This window comes from candidate division KSB1 bacterium, from assembly GCA_024655945.1.
Lineage (GTDB): Bacteria > Zhuqueibacterota > Zhuqueibacteria > JANLFK01 > Oleimicrobiaceae > Oleimicrobium.
In genome coordinates this window covers 44,851-69,753 of the sequence record JANLFK010000008.1, presented here as the reverse complement: position 1 = coordinate 69,753, position 24,903 = coordinate 44,851, and the positions used below count along the sequence as shown (strand labels likewise).

The following is a 24,903-nucleotide window of genomic DNA, read 5'->3' as shown; positions in this document are numbered from 1 at the left end:
TTGCCCATCAGGCGGGCGGGCGCCGTTTGGGGGCGCGTGCGGCATTGATGGCGTCGCGAAGGGCTTGCGCCTCACTCCGTGCCGCTTCCGCAAAGTCTGGGCCTGAGGACTTGAAAATGATCCCCCTGCTCGAATTGAATAGGGCCAACTCCCCACGGGCGTCGGTACCGTAGAGGACCGCCATCTCCAGATCGCCGCCTTGCGCCCCGATGCCGGGGATGAGAAAGGGGAGAGCCGGAGCCAAGGTGCGCACGCCTGCCAATTCCTCAGAGTGCGTGGCGCCAACGACCAGGCCACAATTGCCGGCGCTATTCCAGCTGGCCACCGTGGCCGCGGTGTGCTCGAACAGGCGCTTGCGGCCGTCGGAGAAGTATTGGAAGTCTCTGGCGCCGGGATTGGAGGTGAGGCAGAGGAAGAAGACCCCGTGGCTGGGATCGGTAAGCAGCGGCTCCACTGCGTCGCGGCCCAGATAGGGGCTGGCGGTCGTGGCGTCGAAGCCGAGCGTGGCAAAGATGGCGCGGGCGTACATGCGCATAGTATTGCCAATGTCGCCCCGCTTGGCATCGGCAATGGCCAGGCAGTCGGAGGGGATGGCAGCCCTGAGCTGCTCCAAGGCTCGCCACCCGTCGAGGCCATAGGCCTCGAAAAAGGCAAAGTTCAGCTTGTAGGCCAGGGCCAGGTCGGCCGTAGCGTCGATAATGGCACGGCCAAAGTCCACCATCGCCGCATGTCCTTGTCCCAAATGCCTGGGGAGCCGCTCCTGCTCGATGTCCAGGCCCACGCAGAGCAAGCTGTCCTTTTCTTGCGCCAGCTGTTGAAGATCTTGTACAAAGTTGGTCGCCATCTCTGCCGTCTCTATTCTGAACGTACCGCGTTCGCCCCGATGTCAAGTTAGCAGAATCGGCCCAAATAATCAACAGAAAAATGCGCGGAGGATTTTTCCCTTGCATCTTTGTCGGATTTTCCGGAAATTCTACCGGCCAAAGGTCGCCGCTGTTCGTCACAGAAGCTGAGCATGGGAGTCACTCATGAGCGAGACAGCAACTCTTGAAAGGCCGCCCCGTCGTCGCATGCAGCGACACACGAAGATCTTCTTGGGATTGATTGTGGGAGCCAGCACCGGTGTGCTCTGCAATGCCCTGTTCCCGGACGCCCCGGTGGTGCAGGCGGTGCAGAAGTACCTCAGCGACCCCTTGGGGAGGATCTTCCTGAACATGCTCGTCATGGTGGTCATCCCCTTGGTCTTCTCGAGTCTCGCATTGGGGGTGGCACAGATTGGCGATTTGCGCCAGTTGGGGCGGGTCGGGCTCCGCACAATGGTCTACTTCCTGACAGTGACGGCGGTGGCCGTGGTCATTGGCCTGGTGCTGGTGAACGCGATACGGCCGGGCGATCGGCTGCCGCAGAGCACCAAGGAGCAGTTGCTGGCGACCTATTCCACGCAGGCAGCGGAGGTGAAGGGAGCTGCCGAGCAGACCCAGTTTGGCATTCAGACCCTGGTGAACATTGTGCCGCGCAACCCCTTTGCCGCCATTGCTCGGCCCAATCCCGACATGCTCGCCTTGATATTCGTCGCGCTCATGGTGGGCATCGCTCTGACCCTGGTGGCCAAGCCGCGCGCTCTGCCGCTCATCCACCTCCTCGAGGCAATCAACGACGTCACCATTGTGTTGATCCGCATTGCCATGCGCCTTGCTCCCTACGGGGTGGCAGCCCTGATCTTCAGCGTGACCTCGCGTTTTGGTTATGACCTGCTCTCTGCGCTGGCGGTGTACGTCCTGACGGTGGTAGCTGGACTTGCCATCCACCTGTTCGGGACGTTCTCAGTCTTGGTGGGCCTGTTCAGCCGCTACAACCCGCTGAAGTTCTTTCGCAAGGTGGAGACCGTGATGCTTACCGCCTTTTCGACGAGCTCCAGCGGCGCGACCCTGCCGACGACCATGGCGGTCGCCCAGGAGAACCTGGGTATTCCGCAGAAGATCGCCGGTTTTGTCTTGCCCCTTGGGGCGACGATGAACATGAACGGCACGGCGCTGTTTGAGGGCGTAACGGTTCTCTTCCTGGCCCAAGTCTTTGGCGTGCCCCTTTCGCTGACGATGCAGATTATCGTGATAATCATGAGTGTGCTGACCGCGGTCGGTGCGGCTGGGGTGCCATCGGGTTCGATCCCGCTGCTCATCATCGTCCTGGGCATGGTGCACGTGCCGGCGGAAGGGATTGCCATCATCCTTGGGGTGGACCGGCTGTTGGACATGGGCCGCACGGTGCTCAACGTGACCGGCGACATCACTTGTGCCGCGTACGTCGCCCGTTCCGAGGGGTTTACCCTTCGCGAATAGAGGGGGCTACCCACGGGGCCGAGACTGCGGCAGAAGATCTACCTTCTGAGGGCGGAGGGAAGGAGTGGTGAGGATGGCTAAGGCAAAGGAGCGCAGAGTGGGCCACAAGTGGGTCCTTTGCGCAGCTCTGGGGTGGGCAATAGTGTGCGCTGGTGCTCGCTCATCCCAGGCGCAACTGCAGGTTTTGTCGGTGACGCCCCAGCATGGCTGTGTAGGGGTCAACACGAGCATGACCGTGGTCATGGTCTTTACGCAGGCGCTCGACGCAGAGGCGCTCTTTGCGAGTAGCGGCACCTTTGTCAACGCTGGGCCGGCGCCTCCTGGGGCGCTTACGGCGCCTCCGACGCTCAGCCTCAGCAGTGACCGTCGCACGCTTTTCGTTCAGCTCAAGCTGGCCCCTGAGAGTCGCGTCCAATACTCCCTGCTTGGCGCCCGCAGCGCTGATGGGCAGAGGCTCGATCGCCCCTCCACTCTGGCCTTCACCACCGGTGCGATAATGCCCAGCGGCTCCGTCTCCGGAGTGGTGACTTGTCCAGGCGGTTCGCCGTGGGGGACGTTCGTGGCGCTGTATCAAGAGGACCCATTCAAGGGGAGGTCGCTGGCGGCAATAGCGCACGGCGGTCAGTTCTATGTGCACGCCGGACAGGCAGTGTGCGCGGCAGTGGTGACGCACGGCGGCGGGCAGTACGCGATTGACTATGTGCCGGCAGGGACATGGTACCCGCTCGCCGCCAAGGACCTCAACGGCGACGGCGAGCTGAGCCTCTTCGATGATGCCTGGGGCTTTCTGGACGCCGACCTTGACCTGCGACCGGACAGCCTCGTGCTCGTCGAAGGCGAGGCCCGCACAGAGGTTGACTTGACCGTGGCGCGCCTGTTGGTGCCGGTCACAGCGCGGGAAGCGGCGGAACGGCAGTCGATGGTCGCCACGGGCTGGGCAGCCGATGCGAGGCTGTTTTTCCTGGCCGGCCGTGACCCTGACAGCGTGGGAAAAGCCTGGGAATGGCGCGGCCAGTTCGCATGTGGGGCCCAGAACGCCGCGGTCTCTTTAGCTTCTGTGGGAAAGCTGGCGGGATACGCCCCGGGCCCGCGGCATGGCGAGCGCCTTGCCGCTCTCCCTTCAGGCTGGATGGATAGCCCGGTGGTGCTCGACAGCGCCCGCGCCCACGCCGCCGAGTTTGTCCGGCAGGCAAGCTTTGACAGCGTGGTCATGGAGGTGGGCTGGTCGAGCAGACACTTGCCGCTGCCCTATGCAGGCGGTGAGGCCCTTTGGGGCCAGGAACTGGAGGCCCTGTGGAGAGTCACCTGGTTCGGCGCGGAAGATGAGTTCTGTGCGGTGGTGTTGGACGCTTTGAGCGGCCGCCACCTGAGGACGTTCAACCGGATGACACTCACGGCGCGGGAGGCGTACACAAGCGCGGCGCAAGCGGCAAAAGAATTCTCGGAAGGCGAAGTTGGTTGCTGCTATGCGGGAGCACATGTAGAGGGCGATGGCACAGCCTGGCGGTGGTCGTTTGGCTTTCTGGGTGCAGCAGGGCGACTTGATGTGCGCGTCTCCCCGTATGGCGTGCGGCCAGACACCCTCGCAGTCGGATTAAAAGAGGGACCCTTGGCTGCTGGTTGGCTCGATAGCGACCAGGCCCTGGCTGCAGCGCTGGCCGCAGGCGGAGAGCAATTCTTGGAGGGTCACCAAGGGGCGGTCGTTGCGGCCGAGCTCCTCCGAGTCGACCCGCAAAGTCCCCTCGAAGTCTGCACGGAGCTGGCGCCTGCCGTGCGTGTGCCTGTGCCACGTGGCCTGCTGGAGGGTTGGGGGATAGAGCTGGTGCCAGCTGCGATCGGCAGCGACACGAGCACCAGCTTCTGGCGGATGACCTTCGCCACGGAGGATGGGCACGACTTCTTGCTCTTCTTGGTTGACCCGCTGCGTGCGGCCGTGACGCATCGCTTCCGACATGGGCCGAGCGCGGCGCACCACGGTCTTGCTGTGGCACAGGAACGGGCACGAGGCTGGGGCGCGCGCACTACCCTGGTGGGTGCGCTTTCCTGGGGCGAGGACGTGGACACCACGGGTGCCTGTGCTGGGTGGGCGTATCTTTTTGCCCGCCCCCAGGTGGACAGTTGCCTGGTTCTCGTTGCTGCCGATAGCATGCTGGTGGCGCAGTATTTCGCGCCGTCGCTGCCGGGGAAGGGCCAGATTCCGGCTGCGTGCATCGACAGCCCAGAGGCCCTTGCCCGAGCCGAGGCCGGTGGAGGACAGGCGTTTCGCGCCGTCTATCCTGGCGCGTTGTGCTCGGCTACGCTGGCGCGGGGCTGGCTTGCAGCCTATCGGGAACGGACGCTGTGGGTGGTAAGCTACAGAGCGCCGGATGGAGGTGCCACCCTCCAAGTTGTGCTCGACGCGCTCAATGGGGAGGTGCTCACCGGAGTGCGCCGCGACCAGCTCCCCCCGCACGAGGTGCGGCAGTTGAGCCTGTACCCGGCCTTTCCCAACCCGTGCAACGCCAGAGCAACCATCAGATTTGTGCTCCCCACGCAGAGTCCTGTGCGCCTGGCGGTCTACGATGCCAATGGACGGACGGTCTGGACGTTGTCTCTTGCCGCCGCTTTCCCAGGGCTGCACACGGTGCACTGGCTGGGGTGCGACCAGGCGGGAGTGCCTGTGCCGAGCGGGGTCTATGTGCTCAAGCTCAGCGCCGCCGGCAGTCAGGCGCAGCAGAAGATAGTGCTCTGCCGCTGAGCGGGAAAGGCTCTTCCAGCTGCGCGAGTCCCTCTGTTGGTGACGGGGCAAACGTGAGTGCCGTCAGCATGAGCTGGTACGCGTCTTGGCGGCTGAAGAGTGGCCAGGGTGCGCTTGCTGACCTGCCTGTTTGCGATCTTTCCCAGGCGCTCGGCAGAGAATTGGCACGCGCCGGTGGGCTGTTGCCTGTACAAAACAAGAGAAATGGGCCTCCCGGGGAGCCAGCTCGGGAAGGCTCTGTTAGGCCGTCACGGGGCGGTTGGCCTATCAGTGTAGGAGGGCTTGCCGTGCGGATAGGCATTGTCGGTTTGCCACTGTCAGGGAAGACCACCCTGTTCAACGCCCTTACCAGGGGGCATGTCAAGGTGGACAGCTTCCTGGGGGCCAAGGAGGAGGCGCACGTCGGCGTCGTCAAAGTGCCCGATCCGCGCCTGGACTTTCTGGCGCAACTGTTCCAACCGAAGAAGGTGACCGCCACCACTGTCGAGTACGTTGATGTGGCCGGCCTCGAGAAGGGCGTGAGCAAGAAGAGCGGTCTCGGCGACCAGCTGCTGGGCAGGCTGCGCACCGTGGATGCCTTACTGGTGGTGCTGCGCTTGTTCGCCGATGCGCAGGTCCTACATCCGGAAGGGAGCATCGACGCGCGGCGGGACTTTTCCATCCTCCACACGGAGTTTGTGCTTTCGGACCTGAGCATCGTGGAGCATCGCCTGGAAAAGCTTCGCAAGAGCGTATTGAAGACGCATAGCCTGGAAGAACAACAGGAGCTGCAGCTCATGGAGCGCTGCCTCGAAGAGCTGGAAAATGAGCGCCCCTTGCGCGCCCTCATCCTGAGCCATGAAGAAGAGCGCCTGGCGCGGCCCTATCAATTCCTCACCCTGAAGCCGCTCCTCATCGTGCTCAACCTCGGCGAAGAGCAGATACCTGATGCTCAGGCCATCGTCGCCTCCCATGCCGACATGGCAGGTGGGCCATGGTGCGCAATGGATGCAGTCTCTGCAAAGCTGGAAATGGAGATTGCCCAGCTGGCGCCTGAAGATGCACAGGTCTTCTCAGAGGAAATGGGCCTTAAGGAGCCGGCCATGTTTCGCCTGGTGCGCACGTCATACGAGCTGCTGCGCTTGGTGACGTTCTTCACCTATGTGAGCGAGGAGGTGCGCGCCTGGACAATCCCCCGGGGCACGACCGCCAAGCTGGCCGCGGGAGCGGTGCACACCGATATCGAGCGGGGCTTCATCCGCGCCGAGGTGGTCAGCTACGCGGATCTCAACGCGCACGGTTCTCTGGCCCGCTGCCGCGAGCTGGGGCTCCTGCGCCTGGAAGGGAAGGACTACATTGTGCAAGATGGCGATGTCATCACCTTCCGCTTCCACGTGTAGAGGAGAAGCAAGCGGGCAGCAGCGCCCAAGGATAGGAGCAGAGGAGGACAAAGGTGGCACGCGCGGGAAATCGGTGGAAGATGCTGGTGGGCGTGGCGCTCAGCGTGCTGTTTCTCTGGGTGGCCTTTCGCAAGGTCGATGTGCACAGGATGCAGGAGGCCTTTCGCGAGGCGGACTACTGGTACCTGCTGCCAGGGGTGGCGGTGCTGTTTGTGGCGCATTGGTTACGGGCGCTGCGCTGGCGCTACCTGCTGGATCCCATTAAGCGCGTGCACGTCTGGCCACTCTTTTCCGCGCTGATGGTGGGCTATTTTGCCAACACGCTCCTGCCTGCCCACCTAGGCGAGCTGGTGCGCGCCTACGTCATCGGCCGCCGCGAGAAGATCTCCGGCAGCGCGGCCTTTGCCACTATCGCCTTAGAGCGGGTTATCGACATGCTGTCGTTGCTGCTCATCACCGCCCTCACTTTGACACTCAAGCCGTTTCCGCGCACGGTGGCCATACCCGACGAGGTGACCACCAGCGGCTACCTTATGTTCCTCGCCACCGCACTGCTTTTTGCCTTCTTGCTCTTTCTCAAGATGAGGACAGAGATCGCGTTACGCCTTGTCGGGCTGCCGCTGCGCCCATTGGGTCGGCGACTGGCAGAACGGGGGCAGCGGCTGCTGCGCGACTTTGTCACGGGCCTGGTCCCCCTTGCGCGACCCTCGGACTACCTCGTGGTGGCACTGACCTCTGGGCTGGTGTGGGCGGGCTATTTGGTGAACCTATACTGTGTGATTCTCGCCTTCGGTCTGTCGGCTTACGGGGTGGGACTTTCTGCGGCGCTGGTGGTCTTGGTAATCACTACCATCAGCATTGTCGTCCCCTCCTCGCCCGGGTATGTGGGCACCTACCACTACTTGGCGGTGCTTTCGCTCAGCCTGTTTGGCGTGGACAAGAGCACGGCGCTGAGCTTTGCGGTGGTTGCGCACGCCACTGCCGTGCTCACCGTCACTCTGGTCGGCATGGCATGCGCCTGGAAGGAAGGGGTGACCATAACCACCATGTCGCATCGCGAGGAGCTTGCCGCCGCGGGCCAGTCTGCGACCGAGGTTGCTAAGGGCTAAAGGAAGCGGGCCACACTTTCCTGTTCGTTTTCTTGCTCAACGCCGATGACCACGGGCAGGCTGTCCCGCACGTCCTCGATGTGGGTGATGATGAAGATCTGCCGGAAGCGCGTGGAGAGCTGATTGAGGGCGCTGAGAATCAGCTGGCGGCGCTGCTCGTCCTGGGAGCCAAAGATCTCGTCCAGCACCATAAGGTTCATCGGGGTGACCCCGCTGCGCTCGGCCACAACCTGGCTGATGGCTATGCGCAGGCAGAGGTTGGTGAGGTCCTGTTCGCCTCCGGAAAAGCGCTCCAACTGGTAGGGGGTCGTTCCGTCATAAAGGCGGATGGTGTAGTCCTCGTCCAGCTCAAGGAGGGAATAGCGGCCTTCGGTGGTCAGGCGCAAGAGCTCGGAGGCGCGACTGGCAATCAGGGGGCGAAGGCGGTTGGCAAGCTCCTGCCGGAAGCAGTCGAAGTGGTGGTCCAGAAGCTCGAGGTAGTGCATTTCCTCCTCAGCGGTTGCGATTTCTTGTACCTGGCGGCGGTGCTCCTCGAGGTCAGCAACAAGGTCCTTGTGTCCTTTCTCCAGGGCAGCCCGCTCTTCGCGCACCTGGGTGTGTGCTTCCTGCTGTTGGTCCTGTTCCTGTGAGCACCGCTCGACCAGCTGTTGCGCCTGCCGGTACTGGTCCTCGTCAAAAGCGACACCGGCCAAGTCTTGTTCCACTTCTGCAAGTTGTGCAGTGAGGTCCTGAACGCTCGCTTCGAGGCGGGAGATTTCCGCCGCCACCCTTTCGCGCCGCCGCGCCTCGGCACGGAGTGCGGATGCCTCTTTCTCTACCTCGAGAAGTTCATCCAGGCGCCGCTTGAGCGCTTGATGCGTGGTCTGGTCGTACTGCACTTTACTCAAGGAGGCGATTTCCTCCTCCAAGCGCGCGCCGTGCTGATCCCACTGTGTCAGTTGTCGCTCAACCTCCTGGAGCTGGCGTGCCGCTTCTGCAGCAGATTGCTCCCGGAGCGCAAGCCCGCGTTCGGCCTCCCGCATTTCCGTCAGTTGCCGCTTCAGTTGTGCAAGGCCTTGCTTGGCCAGCTCTTCCTGTTGTTGGCGAGCGTGGTATTCCTCGCGGAGCTGCTTCAGCTCCTCATCGTATCTGTGCAACACGGCCGCGTGCTGCTCACCGAGGGGACGGGTGCACACCGGGCAGGGGCCCGAGGGGCCGAGCTTTTCTACCTGCTCACGTTTGCCGCGCACCTCCCGGCCCTTGGCAGCGATTGCCTCCCGGTCCGCAGCCACCTGGCGGAGTTGCTCCTCGGCCTGCTCAACTTCCTTCTCCAGGTGGGAAATCTTTGTGCGGGCCTGCTGGAGGTCGGTGCCCAACTGCTGCAGAGTGGCGGCTTTCTCCCGGAGATCGGCAAGTTTTCGCTGGAGTTCAGCCATCTGCGGGCGGAGGCGGGCGAGCTCCTCCTTCTTTGCCTGGAGCATGGCGGCTTCTCTTGCGGCGCTGTCCATCCGCTCCTTCTCGGGACGGACGCGTGCTATCTCGTCGAACAGCGGGGCAATCTTCCTGAGCTTTTCGGCTGCCTCGTCGATGGTGGCAAGGTCACCTCGTGCCCTTCGCAGGGATTGCTCCGCCTCGGCCAGTCGCTGAGTCAAGGATTCGCGGCGGGAGGATAGCTGCATGAAGCGATCGCGCGTGGCGCTGAGGGCGTCGAGCTTGTTCTTGGCGCGGTGCAAGGCCTCTTTTGCCGCAGCGAGTGCCGCCTTTGCCGTTTCCTCTGATCGGCGCTTTTCCTGAAGGGCGGCCGCAGCCTGGGCAAGGTTCTGGCGGAGCAGAGCCTCGTCCTTGAGGCCTTTGCGTAAGCCCTCAACGTATTTGCTGCGATCTCGCCAGTCCTGGCGTGCCAGCTCCCGTGCGCGATCCACCAGGTCGATGTTGATCAGCCGGTTGATGCACTTCAGGCGCTCGGCAGGAGTCTTCAGGCGGGAGAGAGCATCGAGCTCCTTCTGTTGGGCAAAGACCGAAGCGAAGAAGGACTGGTAGTCCAGGCCGAGCAGGTTCTCGATGAATTCGGTCACGCCGGTGTCTAGCACGGCAACCGGCGCCTCTGCTGCACCGCGATATGCCGCCGCTTCGGCAATGGCGTCCTTTCCCCGCAGCTGCCGCACTATGCGGTAGTGCTCACCCCCGCAGGTGAACAGCAACTCCGCAGCGCAGACCTCCTTGGGGGAGGCAAACTGCGAGCGGATGTCGGTCTTGTCGGTGCGTTTGACGCGGTTGCCATACAGGGCCCAGCCCAGGGCCTCGACGATGGTGGTCTTGCCCACGCCATTGCGGCCGATGATGCCGATCACGTTTTCCGGAAACTCCAGTTCCAGCGTGCGGAATCGCCGGTAGTTGCGTAAGCGCAGAGTTTGGATCACCATGGACGTGCCTCCGGAGTGGGACGCTCACTCCACGTAGGCGTTTACCAAGGGGGGGACAGGCCTCCCTGCCAGGTCGGTCACCTCCAGGAAGAAGCCCCAGCTCCCACCAATATGCACGGACTTGATGAGCACCCGATTCCGCCCAGCGCGCAGTCGGGCCGGGACTTTGTCTTGCCCTGGCACTGCGGAGCGCTGCTGGCGATGCACATGGACGAGCTCGCCATTGACCCACAGGCGGTAGCCGCCAGTTGAGCCAAGCGCGAAGAGGACCTCCATGTCCTGCGGGCTGTGCAGATCGGTCACCGCGTAGGCTGCCACGTCGTGGCCGGAGTAGATGGTGTTACGCAAGTTGATGAACACTGAGCCGGTGGTGCGCCGCGGCGGGCACCACTGCCACTTCTGCCAGTGCACCGGTCCTGACTTGCCAGGGTAGCAGGCAGCAAGGTCGATCTCCCGTTCCGGCGGGTCTGCGCGGTCAAGGGCCTGATGATCTGCGTTGTCGAACGGCCCAATGAGGTGGTAGGCCTGCAGGAAGGTGGCGGGGAACTCGAAGACTGCCGGGTACTGAAAGTCGTTGCCGTTCCAATGCAGGCGATTGTCCACCTTGAAGGTGGTTCTGTCCACCGGGAAACGAGATGGCGCCAGCAGCAGAAACTTTGCGGTGAACACACCACCGGGGGCAAGTTCCCCGCTCATGACCGCTGGCCCCTGCAGCCCTTGCAGCCATTCCTGGGGGGCGCGCAAGGTGCTGGTGACCCGCAGCGGGGGCGCTAATTCGCCGGAGGCAAAGGTGCAGACGATGGGCAGAACTGCCTGGTCGCCATGCATCTCGCCGGCGCGGGCACAGACCACCAACTCAAAGAGCGCCTCGAGCACTCGCCGTCGGCTCTGCACTGTGTCCTGGCAGGCAATTTCGCCCGCCAGGGCGCGCAAGTCCTGTTCCACGGCTGCCAGGGCCTCGTGCAACTGCCTCGTGGTCACGGTGCCTTCTCCGGCGTGCAGCCGGTGCTGCTCTGCCCGGGTGAGCAAGGCGGCGAGCTTGTCCGGAAGAGGTCCGCGAGCGGCTACCTGCCCAGCCGCTTGGCGAAGGTCGGAAAGGAGCTGCACGTGCCGGTCGGCCGCGGCCAGGAGATCGAGGTAAGCGGCATCCGCATGCGTGTGCACGGCGAGCTTGACGGGCGCCGAGGAGTCGCGGAGTGGCGTTTTGACTTCGATGCAGTGCCTGGCCCTGTCATAACGCCAGGCCCCTTGGCTCGCGGACAGGGCCTTCTTGCTTCGCACGTGCCGGAGGGGCTGGCCATCGAGCTCGACCACCTTTGGTCGAGGAAGGGAAAGTAGCCGGATCAGGTACGCGCGACTTGCAGGAGCGCCCTGGTACGTTCCCCGCGCAGGGCCCACATCCACGCAGTGCTGGCCAGCTACCATCGAATAGCGTATTGGCGTTGTGCGGTATGCACCGTCGCGGTAGCCGAGGGATTCCCCGTCGTCTTCGTACAGTTCGAACTCGCCCTCGGCTCCGGTGTAAACGTCGACGACCAGCATCTCGCGCGGCATGTCCAGGGGCGCCTGGGGCACGATGGCCCCCGCGCGGGCGAAAAGGGGCATCCGTGCCAAAGGCGTACGCCAGACCGCCACCTTGGGTCCGCCAATTCGCCTGCCGGTGAACAGGTCCACCCATGTGCCCGGCGGGAAGTAGATCTCCTTGGCGGCCACGCCGAACTCTCCAGGCTCGTCAATGGGAGCTACCAGCAGCTCGCGCCCGAAGAGGTACTGGTGACGGTAAGCGTACGCTTCCTGGAGGTGGGGCCACTCGAGGTAGAGAGGCCGGCACAGAGGCAAGGCTTGCTCGTGGACCTGCCGGGAGTAAGTGTAGATGTAAGGGAGTAGCCGGTAGCGCAAATGGAAGAAGGCGCGTACGACACGCTGTGCAGCGCGGCTGTACCGCCACGGCTCGCGAATGCCATGGTCACTATGCAAGCGCAGAAATGGGCTGAAAGCCCCGAACTGCACCCACCGCACGTAGAGTTCGTCATCCAGCCTGTTGCCGAAGAAGCCGCCTATGTCGTGTGTCCAATAAGGGACCAAGACATTGCCGGCAGTGGGTGTGAAGGCAATCTCATAACGGAGCACGCCCCAGTCCGAGTAAGTGTCGCCAGAAAAGGAGATGGGGTAGCGGTGCGAGCCGTGGCCTCCATAGCGACTGAAGATGAGCGCCCGCTTGCCGGTGTACGTCTGGGTCTTGTCGTAGTAGACCTTGTTGGTCCACATCTGCCCGTTCAGTCCCGGTGCCGAGGCTGCTGCCCCGTCAATCCACCAGAAGTCGACTCCCTGCGCGTGCAAGGGCTTGTGCAACAGGTCCATAAAGACCTCCGCGTGGTAACGGAGCGCGAGATTGAACGTGAATGAGCCATCAGGCCCCAGGTGCGCCGTGCCCAATCTGGCCACTACCTCCTGGTAGGCGCTCTCCTCTGGCGGCAGCAAGCCGGGGTGATTGTTGAGCGTCACCTTCAGGCCTTGCGCGTGGAGCCACGCCAAGAATTCTTCCGGGTGGGGAAAGAGCTCAGGGTTCCAGTCATAGCCCTCCCAGCCATGCAGGTGCCAGTCGACGTCGATGACCAGCACCTCCAGTGGAAGATTTTCCCGGCGGAAGCGCATGACGACCTCTTGCAGGTCGCGGTCGCTGTAAGGCCAGTACCGGGAGTACCACGCGGCAAACGCCCAGCGGGGGAGCATCGGCACAGGGCCAGTGAGCTGCGCATATTCCCTCAGGGCCAGGGCATAGTCATCGCCGTAGGCGAAAAAGTACCAATCCTGCGCGTTGGCCCCTTTGCGTGGCGTGTGCCAGCCATCTGCGGTCAGCAAGGTATGGTGTTCATCTTGGAGCAGATAGTAGCCGCTGCGACTGAGGATGCCGGCAGGCAGCGGGGGCAAACTGCTTTCTGAGACGCCATCCAGGCTGTGCAGCGTGCCGCCCAAGTTGTGGGGATCGTGCTCGCCTGGCCGCCAGGTGCGCCAGCGATCGCCGTGGCGGTAAGCGACCTGCAGGTTCTCCGGTGCGAAGGGCCCGGAGCCTTCGCGGTAGCGGATGCGCAGCCGTTCCCCATCCAAGCAGCGATACCCATCAGCCTCGTACTGCTTGGCCGGCACATGTGGCCACTTCCGATTGATGACCACCACGGAGGGCTGATCGATAAAGGCGCCAGTGGGGGAGTACTCTAAACGAGCCAGCGTCGGCGAGAGCAAAGTGAATCGCACCATAGAGCACCGATTTCCCTTTCAATGTTGGTGAGCCAGCTTGGGCACGCGCAGCACTGAGAGGAGCAGGCACGAAAGGGCCGCCAGGGCAGCGCTGAGGCCGAAGGCGACCGTCGGCCCGAATTTTTGCCACAGGAGTCCCATGAGCACACTGGCCGGCAAGGCCCCTATTCCCACGGCGAAGTTGAACAAGCCGTAAGCAGTGCCGCGTTGTTCCGCCTTGACAAAGTCGGCGACCAGTGCCTTTTCGGTGCCTTCGGTGAGGCCGAAGTAGAGCCCGTACAGCACGAACAGGCCCCAGATGTGCCAGGTGCGGTGGGCGAGCGCAAAGCCGCCGTAGGTCAACGCGTACACCAACCAGCCCGCGACGATTACCCTCTTGCGCCCGATGCGATCTGACAAGCTCCCTCCGGGGAGCGAGGTCGTCGACTTGACCAGATGATGCACCATCCACAAGGTGGGCACCAGAGCCGCTGGCACGCCGAGGTTGCTGGCTCGCAGCAATAGGAACATGTCGCTGGAGTTGCCCAGGGCGAACAGGAAGACGATGCCCACGTAGGACAGGAAGCGGCGATCGAATTGACGCCAGCTGATCCTGGGTACCTCAGTGGCCGTCTTGTCGGCCACCTGTTCCTTCACCGCGGCGATGAGCAGGGCCATGCTCAGCGCCGCCGGGATCGCGGCGCACCAAAAGACCGTGCGGACGTTGGTGGTCAAGGCGGCCAACATGAAGGTGGCAATGAGCGGTCCGAGTACTGCTCCCAGGTGGTCCATGGCCCTCTGCAAGCCAAAGGCTTTGCCCCGACTTGCCGGGGGAGAGGAGGCGACCAGGAGCGCATCGCGGGGAGCCGTGCGCACTCCTTTGCCCACGCGATCCCAAAAGCGCACCACCAGCACATGCCAGGGGGCAGCAGCCAGGGCCGTGAGCGGACGCACTATGGAAGAGACACCGTAGCCGCACACGGCCAGGAGCTTGCACCGGCGCAGGCGGTCGGAAAGCCAGCCAGAGAAAAGCTTAAGCAGGCTGGCTGTCGTCTCGGCAATTGCTTCCACCAGGCCGAGAAAGGCAGGCCCGGCGCCGAGCACGCTGGTGAGAAACAGGGGAAGCAGCGGGTAGATCATCTCGCTGCTGACGTCATTCAACAGGCTGACGCCGCTGAGGGCTGCCACATTACGCGTCAACCAGGCACGGCGCGCCGGGCGCCCCCCCTCGGCAGAGGATGGCTGTGCTTCCTGTCGCATGAAGGCTTCTCAGCTCGTGAGGGTGGCAAGACCACCATGCAAAAAAGTCCGGCGTGGACACAAGAGTCCACCCGGACCAGGACTACCGGCAAACAACAGCCATGCGGTCCGCGCAAAGGCGAGCCGCTATTGGCACCTGAACTTGCTACTGCAGCTTATCCAAGTAGCTTTGGGCGCGCGGCGCGAACTCGCTCTTCGGGTACTCCACCAGAAGGCGTTGGAACTCCTCCTTGGCGCGTAACCTGTCGCCCAGCCGCAAGTAGCACAAGCCGAGCTTGAGCTGGGCCGCGTCGCTCTTGTTGCCGTCGCCCAGGCCAAATACCTTCTGGAAGTCAGCTATGGCTTGCTCGTACTCGCCCAGGGCATACCGGCACTCGCCAATCCAGTACTGGCAGTTATCGGCGAGCTTGTGATTGGGCTGAGCAGCCAGGAGCGACTCGAACATGGCGATCGCCTCACGGTACTCCTTGCTCTCATAGGTCTGCAGAGCCTGTTGGTACTTTCCTTCGTAGCCGGTGGCCGTGGGGCCGCCGGTGGCGGCCTGGGCTGTCTTCAGCTCGCGGAGTTCACGCTGCAACTCGTCGATGCGATCTGCCTTCCTGGCTACTTCCGAGCGGAGGGCAGCGATTTCGAGGTCCTTGCTCTCCAGCTGTTTCTGCAGCGCGGAGGCCTCCGCCTCAGCAGGCGGGGTCGTTGCCTTGGCGGCAGCAGGGGCTGCCTTCTCTTCCTTGGTCACCCCGAGCAGCTTCAGTACTTCCGCCTCGTCCTCTGCTTTGGCGGTGGTCTCCGCCTGAGGTTTCTTTTCCCCCAACAGCTCGTCCAGGTTGAACTGTTCCTCGGTGACCGGCTCCTTCTTGGCCTTGGTGGATGCGCAGCCCGCCAAGAACGCCGCGGCCAGCGCGAGCACAACCAACCAGCGGCAGTTGAGCGTCCGTTTCATAGTTCCTCCCTACTTTTGCCTCCTCAGCACCCAGAAACCGGCTGCGCTCCAACCGAGCGCCGCTACGGTTCCACCCACTCTCCGCCACCGCGACGCGTGGGAGAAGACTTTTACCTGCAATGGCCGTCGCGGCAAACCTGAATAGCCGATGCTGGTCTTATCCGCATTTACCGCTGCCACAAGGTAGCTAAGCCCGCTGTGCACGACGCTGTCCGGCAGGGAAGCCTCATACCGGAAAGGCACGGAAGGATGAGGGAGCATGGGCACCACTGACCACTTGGCGTCTGGCTCTGGCCGGTACAGGGCGGCGCACAGCATGAGACTGTCTGCGTACACGTCTGCGACCAGCTTCAAGGAGTGGTGCCACTCTGCCCGGCGGATCGGGTGGTGGATGACCACCGGCTTGTTCTGCGGTACCGCTTCCTGGCGGGCGATCTCGCGCGCTTCTTCCACCAGCTTCATCTTGCCGTGGTAGTAGCGAGCAAAGTCAGGATTTTCCTCCGGCAGGCCGTCGTGGTCCAGGTAGCCGTCGTCGTCCTCCGCGATGCTGTCGTCGAGGTCCAGCTCGCGGGGCACGCCGTCGTGGTCACGGTCGTTCCTGTCGCGCGTGGGGAAGGAAAAGCTCAAGCGGGCGTGCGGAAAGAGGATGCCGTCAGTCTCGTCGCCGCTCTCCCGGTTTTCAAGCGCGTCCACTGCAATTACCCGCACGTCGGTGCCGATGGAAAAGGCCAGCACCTCAGCGAGGCGGAACTGCAGGCCGCCTCCGACTTTCCCGAACGCGTCCCACCCTTTCCTGATGGTACCCGTGCCCGCCTGCGTGGAGCGCCAGTAAAGTGCTCCCGCACCGAGGCTCGCGTACGGGGTCACCGATTTCAGGGGGAAAAGCCGGAAAACCATCTCCCCGTCCACCGGCATGGCAATCGTCTTGTCCCACTGCAGCGCGGCGCGCTCGGCATAATCGCGGCTGTTCAAAATGGCGTATGAGGCAGCCACGCGGAGGCCGAAATACGGTACAGGAGCGTACTCAACCTGGCCGCCGATGGTGGGACATAAGCGGGGATGTTCCAGGTCCCCTTCCAGCTTGCTGAAGCCTGCCTGCAGCCCAAAGCTGACGCTCCCCCACCCACCCTCTTGCGCCAGTGTGGGCAAGGCGGCAACGGTCAGCACGGCCACGGCAACGGAGAGCTTGGCTGTGGTGCGCATGGCACCCCCTTGCTAAGTGACATGCTTTGCACGGCTTATTGCCAGAAAAATGTACCAAAGTCTTTGCTAAAAGTCAAGGATTTTGTCGCACACCCTTGTGGCAGGTCTGTTGGCGGCTCAGGTCGTGTCGATTCCTGTGGCTATGGCCCGGGCCAGGGCAGCCTGCTTGTCCGGAGAAGCCAGAAAGCGCAGCTGCTGCGGGTTGGTCAGGAATTCGCACTCCACCAGCACCGCCGGCATGTCCGTGAGACGGAGCACCGCAAAGTTTGCCTCCTTGACGCCTCGATTGAGGTGGTCAGGAAACTGGCGCAACATGCTGTTGAGGATGCTGCGCGCATAGCGGTTGCTGATGGTCCCTCCCGGGAAATGGAAGACCTCCATCCCCTGGGTTGCCGGGTCGTAGGAAGCATTCGCATGAATGCTGACGAAAAAGTCGGCGCCGAGGCGGTTGGCAAAGTCGGCACGCGCCTCCAGGCTGACGTACCAGTCGCGGCGGCGCGTCATCACCACCTGGTGCCCCTTGGCGCGCAGCTCCTCTTCCAGAAGGAGCGCGATGGCCAGATTCACCGCCTTCTCTTCGAGCACGAAAGGCTTGGTTCCCACCGCGCCGGAATCGCGGCCTCCGTGTCCGGCATCGATACATATGCGCATGGTGTCCTCCCACCGAAAGTGAGAATTGTGCCGCGTGCCCGGGCAGCTGACCATCGCGCAACCCAGGCGGCGTCAATCACAAGTGGCGCCCTGATGAATCTATGCAAGTGAACGTCACTCCTCATCCAGGAAGTGGCAGACGCGATTGCGTCCCCACCGCTTTGCCAAATAGAGGCCCCGGTCGGCCAGGTCCAGGAGTTCAACTGATTCGCACGCATCGCTGGGCAAAGTGGCCAGCCCCGCGGAGATGGTCAGCTTCCCGCCGGGCAGCACCTCCTCGCCTTTGAATGGGGTCTGCTCCACGGTCTGACGGAGCTTCTCGGCCACTGCCCTGGCGCTTGCGGCGTCAATTTCGGGAAGAAGAACCACGAACTCTTCGCCGCCGAAGCGCGCCAGCAAGTCTGCCTGGCGGGTGTGGCGCCGCAATAGCGCGGCCAGCTCGCGCAACGCAGCATCGCCTTGCAGATGGCCGTTCAGATCGTTGTAGAGCTTGAAATTGTCAATGTCGATGAGCAGCACGCTGAGTGCGTGCGAGTAGCGCAAGGCCCTTGCCACCTCGTGGTCCAGGCGCTCTTGCAAGTGGCGGCGGTTGTAGAGCTTCGTGAGTGGGTCGGTGATGGCCAGCGCCTTGGTCTGCTGGAACAGGGTCACTTTGTGCAGCGCGGAGGCAAACGCGCCGGCCGCCGCGCAGAGCAGCTCCTGCTCCTCTGGCGAGAAGCCGAGGGCAGCAGGGCGGGCTGCAATCAGCACCCCAAGGCTGGCGTCGCCCGTTGCCCGCAGCGGCGCCAGGAAAAGCGCCTGTTCCTCCGACGCCAGGCTCGGAGCAAGGAGCTCCGCGTCCTTTCTCTGCAGCAGAAGGGGTTTGTCCTGGCACAAGACCTGGGCAAATGCTGCGCTGTTGCCGGGGTCGTCGCCGGTTGCCAGGCGTGCCAGAGCTCCGTTGGCCCTGGGGAAGTGGACAGAGCCGTCTGCTGTGCCAAGGGCGACCGCCAGCGCCACCCTGGGCAGGAGAGCGGCCAGACGGCTGCAAAAGGCATCCAAGGTCGGAGCCAGTTCCAGATCATCGCTCAGTGAGGTGGCACCCGCGTGCACAACCTCCAGTTTCCACAGGCGGTGGCGCAGATTGGCCAGTTCCTGTTCGAGCTCGACCATGCGCGCCGCGAGGAGGTCAATCTGCGAGGCTGGGTGGCTCGTCGACTCGGTCATTGCTGTCCTTCTGGCTGAAATCTGTGCGCTGCATCCGCTGGCACGATCGGGTGATCCTGGTCTCCTCTGGTTGGGAGCACCTGGCGCCCCCAGTTGTCGTTCTCACGCAGAGACCGCTCGTCTCTGGCGACTTGCTCTGCCTCGTTCACCAGCCGGGATGCACTCATCGTGCCAGGGCAAGGCAAGACTTCGTTCCTTGGCGGTGAGGCGCCTTGTGGGAGCAAGACCCTCGCGCTCAATGGGGGAAAGTCTCGCTCCTCGCCTTCAGCTAAGGGCCTTGTGCAGGGGCGGCCAAGCTTTTCATCTCCGTTGCAACTTCCCTTTTCGCCAGTCTCACAGGAGTTAGGCCCGGCGCCTTCCTTGTTCCCGTAAGAGTGCCAGCACAACTCCGATCCCGCACCAACCTGCGGCCCGAACTGCTGACTGCTCACGTCTTCGCGCTTGGCAGGACCTCAGGATCCTTGCTGGCCCGAGCTGCCTCAAGAACGGCAAGCAGTCGATCGTACCGCTTGGCAGGCGAAACGCCTGCCGCGGTGCGCACCTCCAGGTTGTAGAATGGCTCGCGCAGCCGGTGAGCCAAGCAGACGCGGATGCGCGCACCGCTTGCCACCGCCAAGGCGGCGCTGAGCAGGTCAAACTCATGGTGCAGGTCGATGAAGGCGTCAACGTGCTGGGCACGGAGCCGCTGGCGGAGGCGGGCTGTGGGAAGGTGCCCAAAGCGCAGCATGTCAGGGCCCACCTCGATGAGCCGACCCTGGATGAGCCCGGGAGGCGGCAACTCCCCTTGCCGCACCACAAAGCAGAGATTTTCCGGGGCAAAAAGTTGGCTAAGGCGGCCTACTACGCGGCGAAGAGCCTTGAGGTCCTCAGGCGAGCAGGGGAGGGCCACTGTCGCCTTCGTAGCTTGGCGCAACTCATCCCAGAACTGAATGGGCTCCTCAGCCACACTCCTGCGGGCAAGGAAGCGCAAATAGGCAAGCAACAGTTTTGTCAGCATGTGCTCATTTTCCTCGCTGCTCTTGTCAGGTTAAATGTACACATAGCCTGTGAACTAGTCAACGTCTATTTTGACCCCGGGCGCATCGGCCTCACCGCCCGAGGTCCAGTTGTACCGACAGGGTGCGAGCGAGCGGACCCTCCGTCTCATCGAGGCCCGAGCCCACCGTCGCACGGTCGTCGTAGTAAGTGCTCGTGAATTTTGCCCCCAGAAAGACGGCCCTGCCCACCCTCGCGCGCACCAGGAGGTACCAGGACGAACCCCTGCCGGCATACAGACGGTTGGTGAGCACCCCGGGCAGGTCACTTTCGTAGGCGTAGATGCGGGACTCGTAATCGTCCGTGTCGAACTGGACGACGCGAAACTGGCACTGCAGCCGCTGTGCAAAGCGGGCAACGGCCTCCTGGGACAGGAGCAGGCCGTGCGACCTGCGCCCAAGCCACCAGCTGGTGCCCACCGGGCGCATCACCACGTAGCTTTTCTCCACTCGTCCCCGCAGGGAAAGGCTCTTGGCGGGGTCGTACTGCACCTGCGCTCGGGCGACTAGCCTGCTTCTTTGTGCCACCACGGACACATCCCTGGACAGCGGGTCGGTCACTGTCATGAGGTCGCTGTTGCGCGCACAGCGCACCCGAAGCAGGGCCACCACGCCCCGCAGGAGTCGTTGCTCCAGTTGCGCTAAACCGTCCTCCGCACCTGTGGGCATGGGGAATGAGTAGGTGCGCCACGGCCGCTTGGAAGTGTCGTAGTAGAAGGCTACGCGGCTCCCCGGGCGCAGCCGCCACTGTGCGCCGAGATAGAAACCCTGCTCGTTGTTGGCGACTCCTGTGGAGCTGGCGAAAGGCAATGCGTGGCGGTTGTAGAAATCTTTGTCATAGTGTCGATAGTGTGCAACGACCTTCACGCGGGGGAGCTCCACCAAGACACCCGCCACTGCTGCCAGGCCACCACTTGCCGAACGCGCCCCCTCGGCGAAGAAGAGGGCGGAGCCGAAAGAGGCGCCGAGGTCTATCCCCACCACGCCGTTGTGCCTCCCCCGAAAGACGAAGCGTCTGCGCACCGAATCCGGCGGGTCGACGCTGCGGTCGAATTCCGAGGCATACCAAGTGATGCCTGCCTTGAGCAGTGGATTGTCCCTGTAAGCCAGGCGACCTCCGGCCAGCCTCTCGCGCAGCACGTGCCGCTTGGCCTGTTCGGTGGCCGTGCGGTGATAGCCACTTTCGTAGAATGAGGTGACCGCGCCCTTTTCGTCGAGGGTAGCGTCCAGCAGGAGGTCGGAGGCGAGGGCGGTCACCGCGAACGGCCCCAGCATGGTCTCCACTGCCGCGCCGCGCAGGCCGCCGTACTCAGTGGCCGAAGTGTACGGTCGCAGCCCGCGAGCCTTGCGCACCGCGGCCACTGCCGGCTCGCTCCCTTTGCCATGGCCGTAGGGGCTCCAGAGCACCAGGCCCTGTCCTGCCTCAAGCTGATAATGTCCCAATACTACCTGGGTCGAGGAACTCGGCAAGGAAGCAGAAACGAAGTAGTTGCCATAGTCGTCGACGCGTGGCTCGCCTGCGTCCTTCTCCAGCAGCGCTCCGCCCGCGACGTGATTCCCGACTCCCCACTTGAGCCGAGCGTAGCTCTTGAGCGGGGACCCTGGGTATGCCCCTGTGTTGAAGCCGCGGGAGCGCTCCAAGCGGCCTGCGGCGCGCAGGCGTGCTTCCCCCCACCAAAGTGCGGGGGCCGGCGGAACCACCAGCAGGTAGTCAGCAATGGTTTCCAGGAGAGCCTCGTCGATCTCGGGCACCTCCAAGAGCTCCTCGATGCTCTGAATCCTTCCCCGCATGCGGCGGAAGGCGACAATTTTGGCCGCCAACAGCGGGGTAATCCAGGGAAGCTGCTGCAGCTCGGCCACCGTGGCGCGGTTGATATCGAGAGGACGCGCCCGCAGGTCGGCCAGGAGTTCCGCGAGCTCGGAACTGTCTGAGCCCTCCTCTTCCTGTTCCAACACCTGCTCGGGCTCCACCTGCGCACGTGCCTGGCCCGCAGGCATGAGGAGCAAAATGGCTCCGAGGGCGAGAAGCACAAACATGAGGCCAGGGCGCACTCCGTCCATGGGGTGCACGTCAGCACTCGCCCAGGCACCACACCGCGCCATAGCACCTCTCACTCGATCCCGACGGTTACGGAGACGGAGTGGCTAAGGCCGAGGTCGTAGTGGTAGGACACCGCATAGTCCATGCGCACGATGCCTGCCCACAGGCCGATGCCGGCGGCAAAGCGCCCGGGATTCGTTTGCAGGCCGCAGCGCAGGGCGAGCGGGGCCAGCGGGCGGTAGGAAGTGCCGATGCGCACCTCCGCAGGATACCGCACATCCTTGTGCAGGTCTACCGTCACCACCAGCGGCGGCGCAGGAGTGATGCTCACCCCCGTGGCAAAGACCTGTGGCAGCTGCTCCCTGCAGTCTCCAATGCGCGGACGGTTCAGGTTGGAAACCACTACCCCCCAGCGGACGTTGTAGGCGACGCTCATCAACAGGCCGAGGTCTGCCCCGGCGGTAGAGGCCGAGCCGTAGGAAGCAATGCACAAGTGGTAGAGGTGGGCAGCGGCGCCGACGTACAGATGGGGCAAGACCACCATCCCGGCACCGAGCGAGAAGACCTGTTCCTGGTATGGGGAGCGCCCGAACAGACGTACCGCGCCGCCAAGGCCACCATAGCGCAGCGGGTAGAAGAGGCTGACCCCGCTGGCGTCCAGTTCCTTCAGGCCAAAGGGTCGGCCATAGAACGCCGCTCCGGTAATGCCCGAGGCGGTGGCAATACCCGCCGGGTTGATGAGGAGGGCCTCTGGTCCTTGGGCAAGGCCGACGTAAGCCCCCGCCATGCCCACGGGACGTGCGCCAACTGTCAGGCGCTCGAACGCAGGGAAGGCGCGCTCAGCGGCCAGCAAGAGCACCAGCAGCATCCCAAATCTTCGCGTGTGGCGCATGGCAACTAACCGCTTGACATTGTCCTCAAAATCTGGTAACTTTCAAGGTCGCTAACTGACAGCCGATTGCAGCTCTTTAGACGGCGATTCTGGCAGAGCAGATGAGGAGAACGAGCATGAAGGCAGTGCAGAAGCTTGTTGTGCCCTTGGCAGTCCTCCTTGCCAGCGTGATGATCGGGGTAATGCCGGCCTCTGCCCAAAAGATCGTGCCGCGCGTCAAGACCATCCTGCATACCCTCCCCTTGGAAAAGCAGGAGTGGATGCGTGATTTCCACGAGCGCGTGGAGAACTATATCCGCGCGCGCGATTGGCATGACAAAAACTATGGCGGGGAAATCCATGTCTACATGGAATTCCTCCTGCAGGACAACAGCACCAGCTCAGAGGAACGGTACAGCGTTAACCTCTTGGTGTCCAACGGCGCAGATCTGCAATATTTTGACAAGCGCGGCCGGTTCAAATACACTCACGGCGAGCAGATTACGGTCAACGACCCAGAGCAGCTCCCCCTGACCAATCTCATCGATTTCTACGTCTACCTCATCCTCGGTGGCGAATTCGACAAGCGCGGCACCTTAGAGGGCACGCCCTTCTACGAGAAGGCGCGTGACATTGCCCAGCATGCCCGTTATGGGTTGGGCCGCTTCGTGGAAGGCTGGGACCTCCGCGAGAAGCTCGTCAAACAACTGCTCAGCGATGCCCACCGTCCCTTCCGCGAGATGGTCGATTACTACTTCTACGGCCTGTCCCTGGTGGGCGAGGACGACGCCCAGGCGCGCAAGTACTGCGCCGAGGCCGTGAACCTTCTGGTCAAGATCCTGACTGAAGACCCGAAGAACGACCACGCCAACAAGTTCCTCGATGCCCACCGGCGGGAGCTCATCGCCGTCTTTGCCAATTCTCCGGATTCTGTAGTGCTGGAGCGTCTGGCCAAGGTCGACTCTGTCACGGCGAAGGTGTTCAAAGTAGCTCCCGAATAGGGCCAGTCTCCGCTAAATGTCAACCGCCTCGCCGAGCTCTGGGATTCGCACCTCGCACTGCACCATGGTGCGCAGCGCCTCGGCCAGGGGCTCGGCCTGGGACGGCTCGCCGTGCACGACAAACACGTGCTTCAGGCGCTCCACATTCATGCCGCGCAGATAGGCCAGAAGCTCCTGGCGATCGGCGTGGGCGCTGAAGGCGTTCAAAACCGCCACCTCCGCGTGCAGGCGATACGGTTCCCCAAAGATATTCACCCATTCATGCCGCTCTACCAGGCGACGCCCTAAGGTGTTTTCCGCCATGTAGCCTACGATGAGTATGGTGTTGGCCGGGTTCTCGATGTTGTTCTTGAGGTGGTGCAAGATCCGGCCACTCTCACACATGCCCGAGGCGGAGATGATGATGCAGGGTTCATTGAGGGTGTTCAACCTCTTGGACTCCTGTACGTCGCGCACGTAGTGCAGCCGGTCAAACCCGAACGGATCTTCGTGCTCCTGCATGAACTGGTAGGTTTCCAGGTCAAAGCACTCCGGGTGCATACGGAAAATGGCGGTGGCGTTGGTCGACAGGGGGCTGTCCACGAACACCGGCAGGTCGGGGATCTTCCGCTCCCGCCAGAGCTGATTGAGGAAGTAGACGACTTCCTGCGTCCTTTCCACAGAGAAGGCAGGGACGATGATTTTGCCCTTGCGCTCGTAGGTACGGTTGACGATGTCGGCAAGGCGCTGGGGTATCTCGGCGAGCTTCTTGTGGAGGCGGTTGCCGTAGGTGCTCTCGGTGATGAGCGCATCAACATCGCGAATCTGTTGCGGATCGCGCAGTAAAGGCATGTTCGGTCGCCCCAAGTCGCCGGTGTACGCCAGACGCACGCTGCGCCCGTTCTCCGAAATGTCCAAGAGGGTGATGGCCGAGCCGAGGATGTGCCCGGCATCAACGAAGTGCAACTTCACGCCGGGGACAACAGTCATGGGGCGGCCGTAGCTGAGCGAAACCATGCGGCCAGGCACGGCAATGGCCTCTTCAAGGGTGTACAGGGGACGCACCGGAGGGAGCCCCTTGCGCTTGTGCCGCTTGTTGACGTACTCGACGTCCTTCTCTTGAATGTGCGCCGAATCCGGAAGCATGATGCTGCACAGGTCGCGCGTGGCAGGAGTGCAGTAGATGGGCCCTGAGAAGCCTTGCGCAACCAGGCGCGGCAGGTTGCCGCTATGGTCGATGTGGGCATGCGACAGGATGACGCAATCTATGCTGGCCGGGTCAAACGGCAAGTTGCGGTTCTGGTGGTCGGCCTCCTGGCGATGACCCTGCACTAAGCCACAATCGAGCAGGATGAACTGACCGTTGACCGAAAGCAAGTGCTTGGACCCCGTAACTGACCGCGCTGCTCCCAGGAATGCAATGTGCACAGCAGACCTCCGCATCACTTTCCTTTGCTTGCGAACTTAGCTATTTTCTGCGGCATAGTCAAGCCTTTTTTTTCTCTTGATAGTGT

The 24,903-nt window shown here is 63.0% G+C and carries 17 protein-coding genes; 5 read left to right on the top strand and 12 right to left on the bottom strand.

The features are described from left to right. Positions 1-7: 7 nt before the first annotated feature. Entirely contained in the window at positions 8-844 is an 837-nt protein-coding gene (gene pyrF / locus NUW13_10980; protein MCR4439547.1) for an orotidine-5'-phosphate decarboxylase, read from the bottom strand. 184 nt (positions 845-1,028) lie between these two features. On the opposite strand from pyrF, the gene NUW13_10975 reads away from it, so the two are divergent. The 4 genes from NUW13_10975 (at position 1,029) to NUW13_10960 (ending at position 7,564) form a co-directional block, all read left to right on the top strand. Then, entirely contained in the window at positions 1,029-2,339 is a 1,311-nt protein-coding gene (locus NUW13_10975) for a dicarboxylate/amino acid:cation symporter (GenBank protein ID MCR4439546.1), read from the top strand. A gap of 73 nt (positions 2,340-2,412) precedes the next feature. Continuing rightward, positions 2,413-5,076, top strand: a complete 2,664-nt coding sequence (locus NUW13_10970; GenBank protein MCR4439545.1) for a T9SS type A sorting domain-containing protein — start codon at positions 2,413-2,415, stop codon at positions 5,074-5,076. A 287-nt stretch (positions 5,077-5,363) separates the two neighbouring features. Continuing rightward, positions 5,364-6,455: a redox-regulated ATPase YchF gene (gene ychF, locus NUW13_10965; protein MCR4439544.1), complete on the top strand. Its 1,092-nt coding sequence runs from the start codon at positions 5,364-5,366 to the stop codon at positions 6,453-6,455. Between the two features lie 53 nt (positions 6,456-6,508). Next, positions 6,509-7,564: a flippase-like domain-containing protein gene (locus NUW13_10960; GenBank protein ID MCR4439543.1), complete on the top strand. Its 1,056-nt coding sequence runs from the start codon at positions 6,509-6,511 to the stop codon at positions 7,562-7,564. Here the strand turns inward: NUW13_10960 and NUW13_10955 are convergent. The 10 genes from NUW13_10955 to NUW13_10910 form a co-directional block, all read right to left on the bottom strand. Further along, entirely contained in the window at positions 7,561-9,966 is a 2,406-nt protein-coding gene (locus tag NUW13_10955) for an SMC family ATPase (protein ID MCR4439542.1), read from the bottom strand. The genes NUW13_10960 and NUW13_10955 overlap by 4 nt on opposite strands. Positions 9,967-9,990: 24 nt before the next feature. Beyond that, complete coding sequence (locus NUW13_10950) at positions 9,991-13,224, bottom strand: DUF5110 domain-containing protein (protein ID MCR4439541.1); 3,234 nt, start codon at positions 13,222-13,224, stop codon at positions 9,991-9,993. Between the two features lie 18 nt (positions 13,225-13,242). Beyond that, positions 13,243-14,463: an MFS transporter gene (locus tag NUW13_10945; GenBank protein ID MCR4439540.1), complete on the bottom strand. Its 1,221-nt coding sequence runs from the start codon at positions 14,461-14,463 to the stop codon at positions 13,243-13,245. A 145-nt stretch (positions 14,464-14,608) separates the two neighbouring features. Then, entirely contained in the window at positions 14,609-15,403 is a 795-nt protein-coding gene (locus NUW13_10940; GenBank protein MCR4439539.1) for a tetratricopeptide repeat protein, read from the bottom strand. Between the two features lie 9 nt (positions 15,404-15,412). Next, positions 15,413-16,606 (bottom strand): porin family protein, encoded by a 1,194-nt coding sequence (locus NUW13_10935; protein ID MCR4439538.1) that lies wholly within the window; start codon positions 16,604-16,606, stop codon positions 15,413-15,415. 117 nt (positions 16,607-16,723) lie between these two features. Then, positions 16,724-17,257 (bottom strand): N-acetylmuramoyl-L-alanine amidase, encoded by a 534-nt coding sequence (locus NUW13_10930; GenBank protein MCR4439537.1) that lies wholly within the window; start codon positions 17,255-17,257, stop codon positions 16,724-16,726. Positions 17,258-17,371: 114 nt separating this feature from the next. Then, a complete protein-coding gene (locus NUW13_10925) occupies positions 17,372-18,463 on the bottom strand; it encodes a GGDEF domain-containing protein (protein ID MCR4439536.1) in 1,092 nt (363 codons plus the stop codon). Between the two features lie 427 nt (positions 18,464-18,890). Beyond that, positions 18,891-19,460 (bottom strand): hypothetical protein, encoded by a 570-nt coding sequence (locus tag NUW13_10920; protein ID MCR4439535.1) that lies wholly within the window; start codon positions 19,458-19,460, stop codon positions 18,891-18,893. A gap of 91 nt (positions 19,461-19,551) precedes the next feature. Then, positions 19,552-21,600, bottom strand: a complete 2,049-nt coding sequence (locus tag NUW13_10915; protein ID MCR4439534.1) for a helix-hairpin-helix domain-containing protein — start codon at positions 21,598-21,600, stop codon at positions 19,552-19,554. 8 nt (positions 21,601-21,608) lie between these two features. Then, on the bottom strand, positions 21,609-22,406 hold the full coding sequence (locus NUW13_10910; protein ID MCR4439533.1) for a hypothetical protein: 798 nt from the start codon (positions 22,404-22,406) through the stop codon (positions 21,609-21,611). A gap of 140 nt (positions 22,407-22,546) precedes the next feature. On the opposite strand from NUW13_10910, the gene NUW13_10905 reads away from it, so the two are divergent. After that, positions 22,547-23,410, top strand: coding sequence for a DUF4835 family protein (locus NUW13_10905; protein MCR4439532.1), 864 nt, complete (start codon positions 22,547-22,549; stop codon positions 23,408-23,410). A gap of 12 nt (positions 23,411-23,422) precedes the next feature. Here NUW13_10905 and NUW13_10900 read toward each other — a convergent pair whose 3' ends face one another. Continuing rightward, the gene (locus NUW13_10900; protein ID MCR4439531.1) at positions 23,423-24,817 is read right to left on the bottom strand and encodes an MBL fold metallo-hydrolase; all 1,395 of its coding nucleotides are present in this window, start codon (positions 24,815-24,817) and stop codon (positions 23,423-23,425) included. Between the last annotated feature and the right edge of the window lie 86 nt (positions 24,818-24,903).

Bases quoted from the DNA above. Each gene is read 5' to 3' on its own strand.
- NUW13_10915 (MCR4439534.1), bottom strand. From the start codon at position 21,600: ATGGCGCGGTGTGGTGCCTGGGCGAGTGCTGACGTGCACCCCATGGAC.
- NUW13_10970 (MCR4439545.1), top strand. From the start codon at position 2,413: ATGGCTAAGGCAAAGGAGCGCAGAGTGGGCCACAAGTGGGTCCTTTGC.
- NUW13_10975 (MCR4439546.1), top strand. From the start codon at position 1,029: ATGAGCGAGACAGCAACTCTTGAAAGGCCGCCCCGTCGTCGCATGCAG.
- NUW13_10935 (MCR4439538.1), bottom strand. From the start codon at position 16,606: ATGCGCACCACAGCCAAGCTCTCCGTTGCCGTGGCCGTGCTGACCGTT.
- NUW13_10905 (MCR4439532.1), top strand. From the start codon at position 22,547: ATGAAGGCAGTGCAGAAGCTTGTTGTGCCCTTGGCAGTCCTCCTTGCC.
- NUW13_10950 (MCR4439541.1), bottom strand. From the start codon at position 13,224: ATGGTGCGATTCACTTTGCTCTCGCCGACGCTGGCTCGTTTAGAGTAC.
- NUW13_10920 (MCR4439535.1), bottom strand. From the start codon at position 19,460: ATGCTGACAAAACTGTTGCTTGCCTATTTGCGCTTCCTTGCCCGCAGG.
- NUW13_10925 (MCR4439536.1), bottom strand. From the start codon at position 18,463: ATGACCGAGTCGACGAGCCACCCAGCCTCGCAGATTGACCTCCTCGCG.
- pyrF (MCR4439547.1), bottom strand. From the start codon at position 844: ATGGCGACCAACTTTGTACAAGATCTTCAACAGCTGGCGCAAGAAAAG.
- NUW13_10945 (MCR4439540.1), bottom strand. From the start codon at position 14,463: ATGCGACAGGAAGCACAGCCATCCTCTGCCGAGGGGGGGCGCCCGGCG.
- NUW13_10910 (MCR4439533.1), bottom strand. From the start codon at position 22,406: ATGCTGCTGGTGCTCTTGCTGGCCGCTGAGCGCGCCTTCCCTGCGTTC.
- NUW13_10955 (MCR4439542.1), bottom strand. From the start codon at position 9,966: ATGGTGATCCAAACTCTGCGCTTACGCAACTACCGGCGATTCCGCACG.
- NUW13_10940 (MCR4439539.1), bottom strand. From the start codon at position 15,403: ATGAAACGGACGCTCAACTGCCGCTGGTTGGTTGTGCTCGCGCTGGCC.
- NUW13_10930 (MCR4439537.1), bottom strand. From the start codon at position 17,257: ATGCGCATATGTATCGATGCCGGACACGGAGGCCGCGATTCCGGCGCG.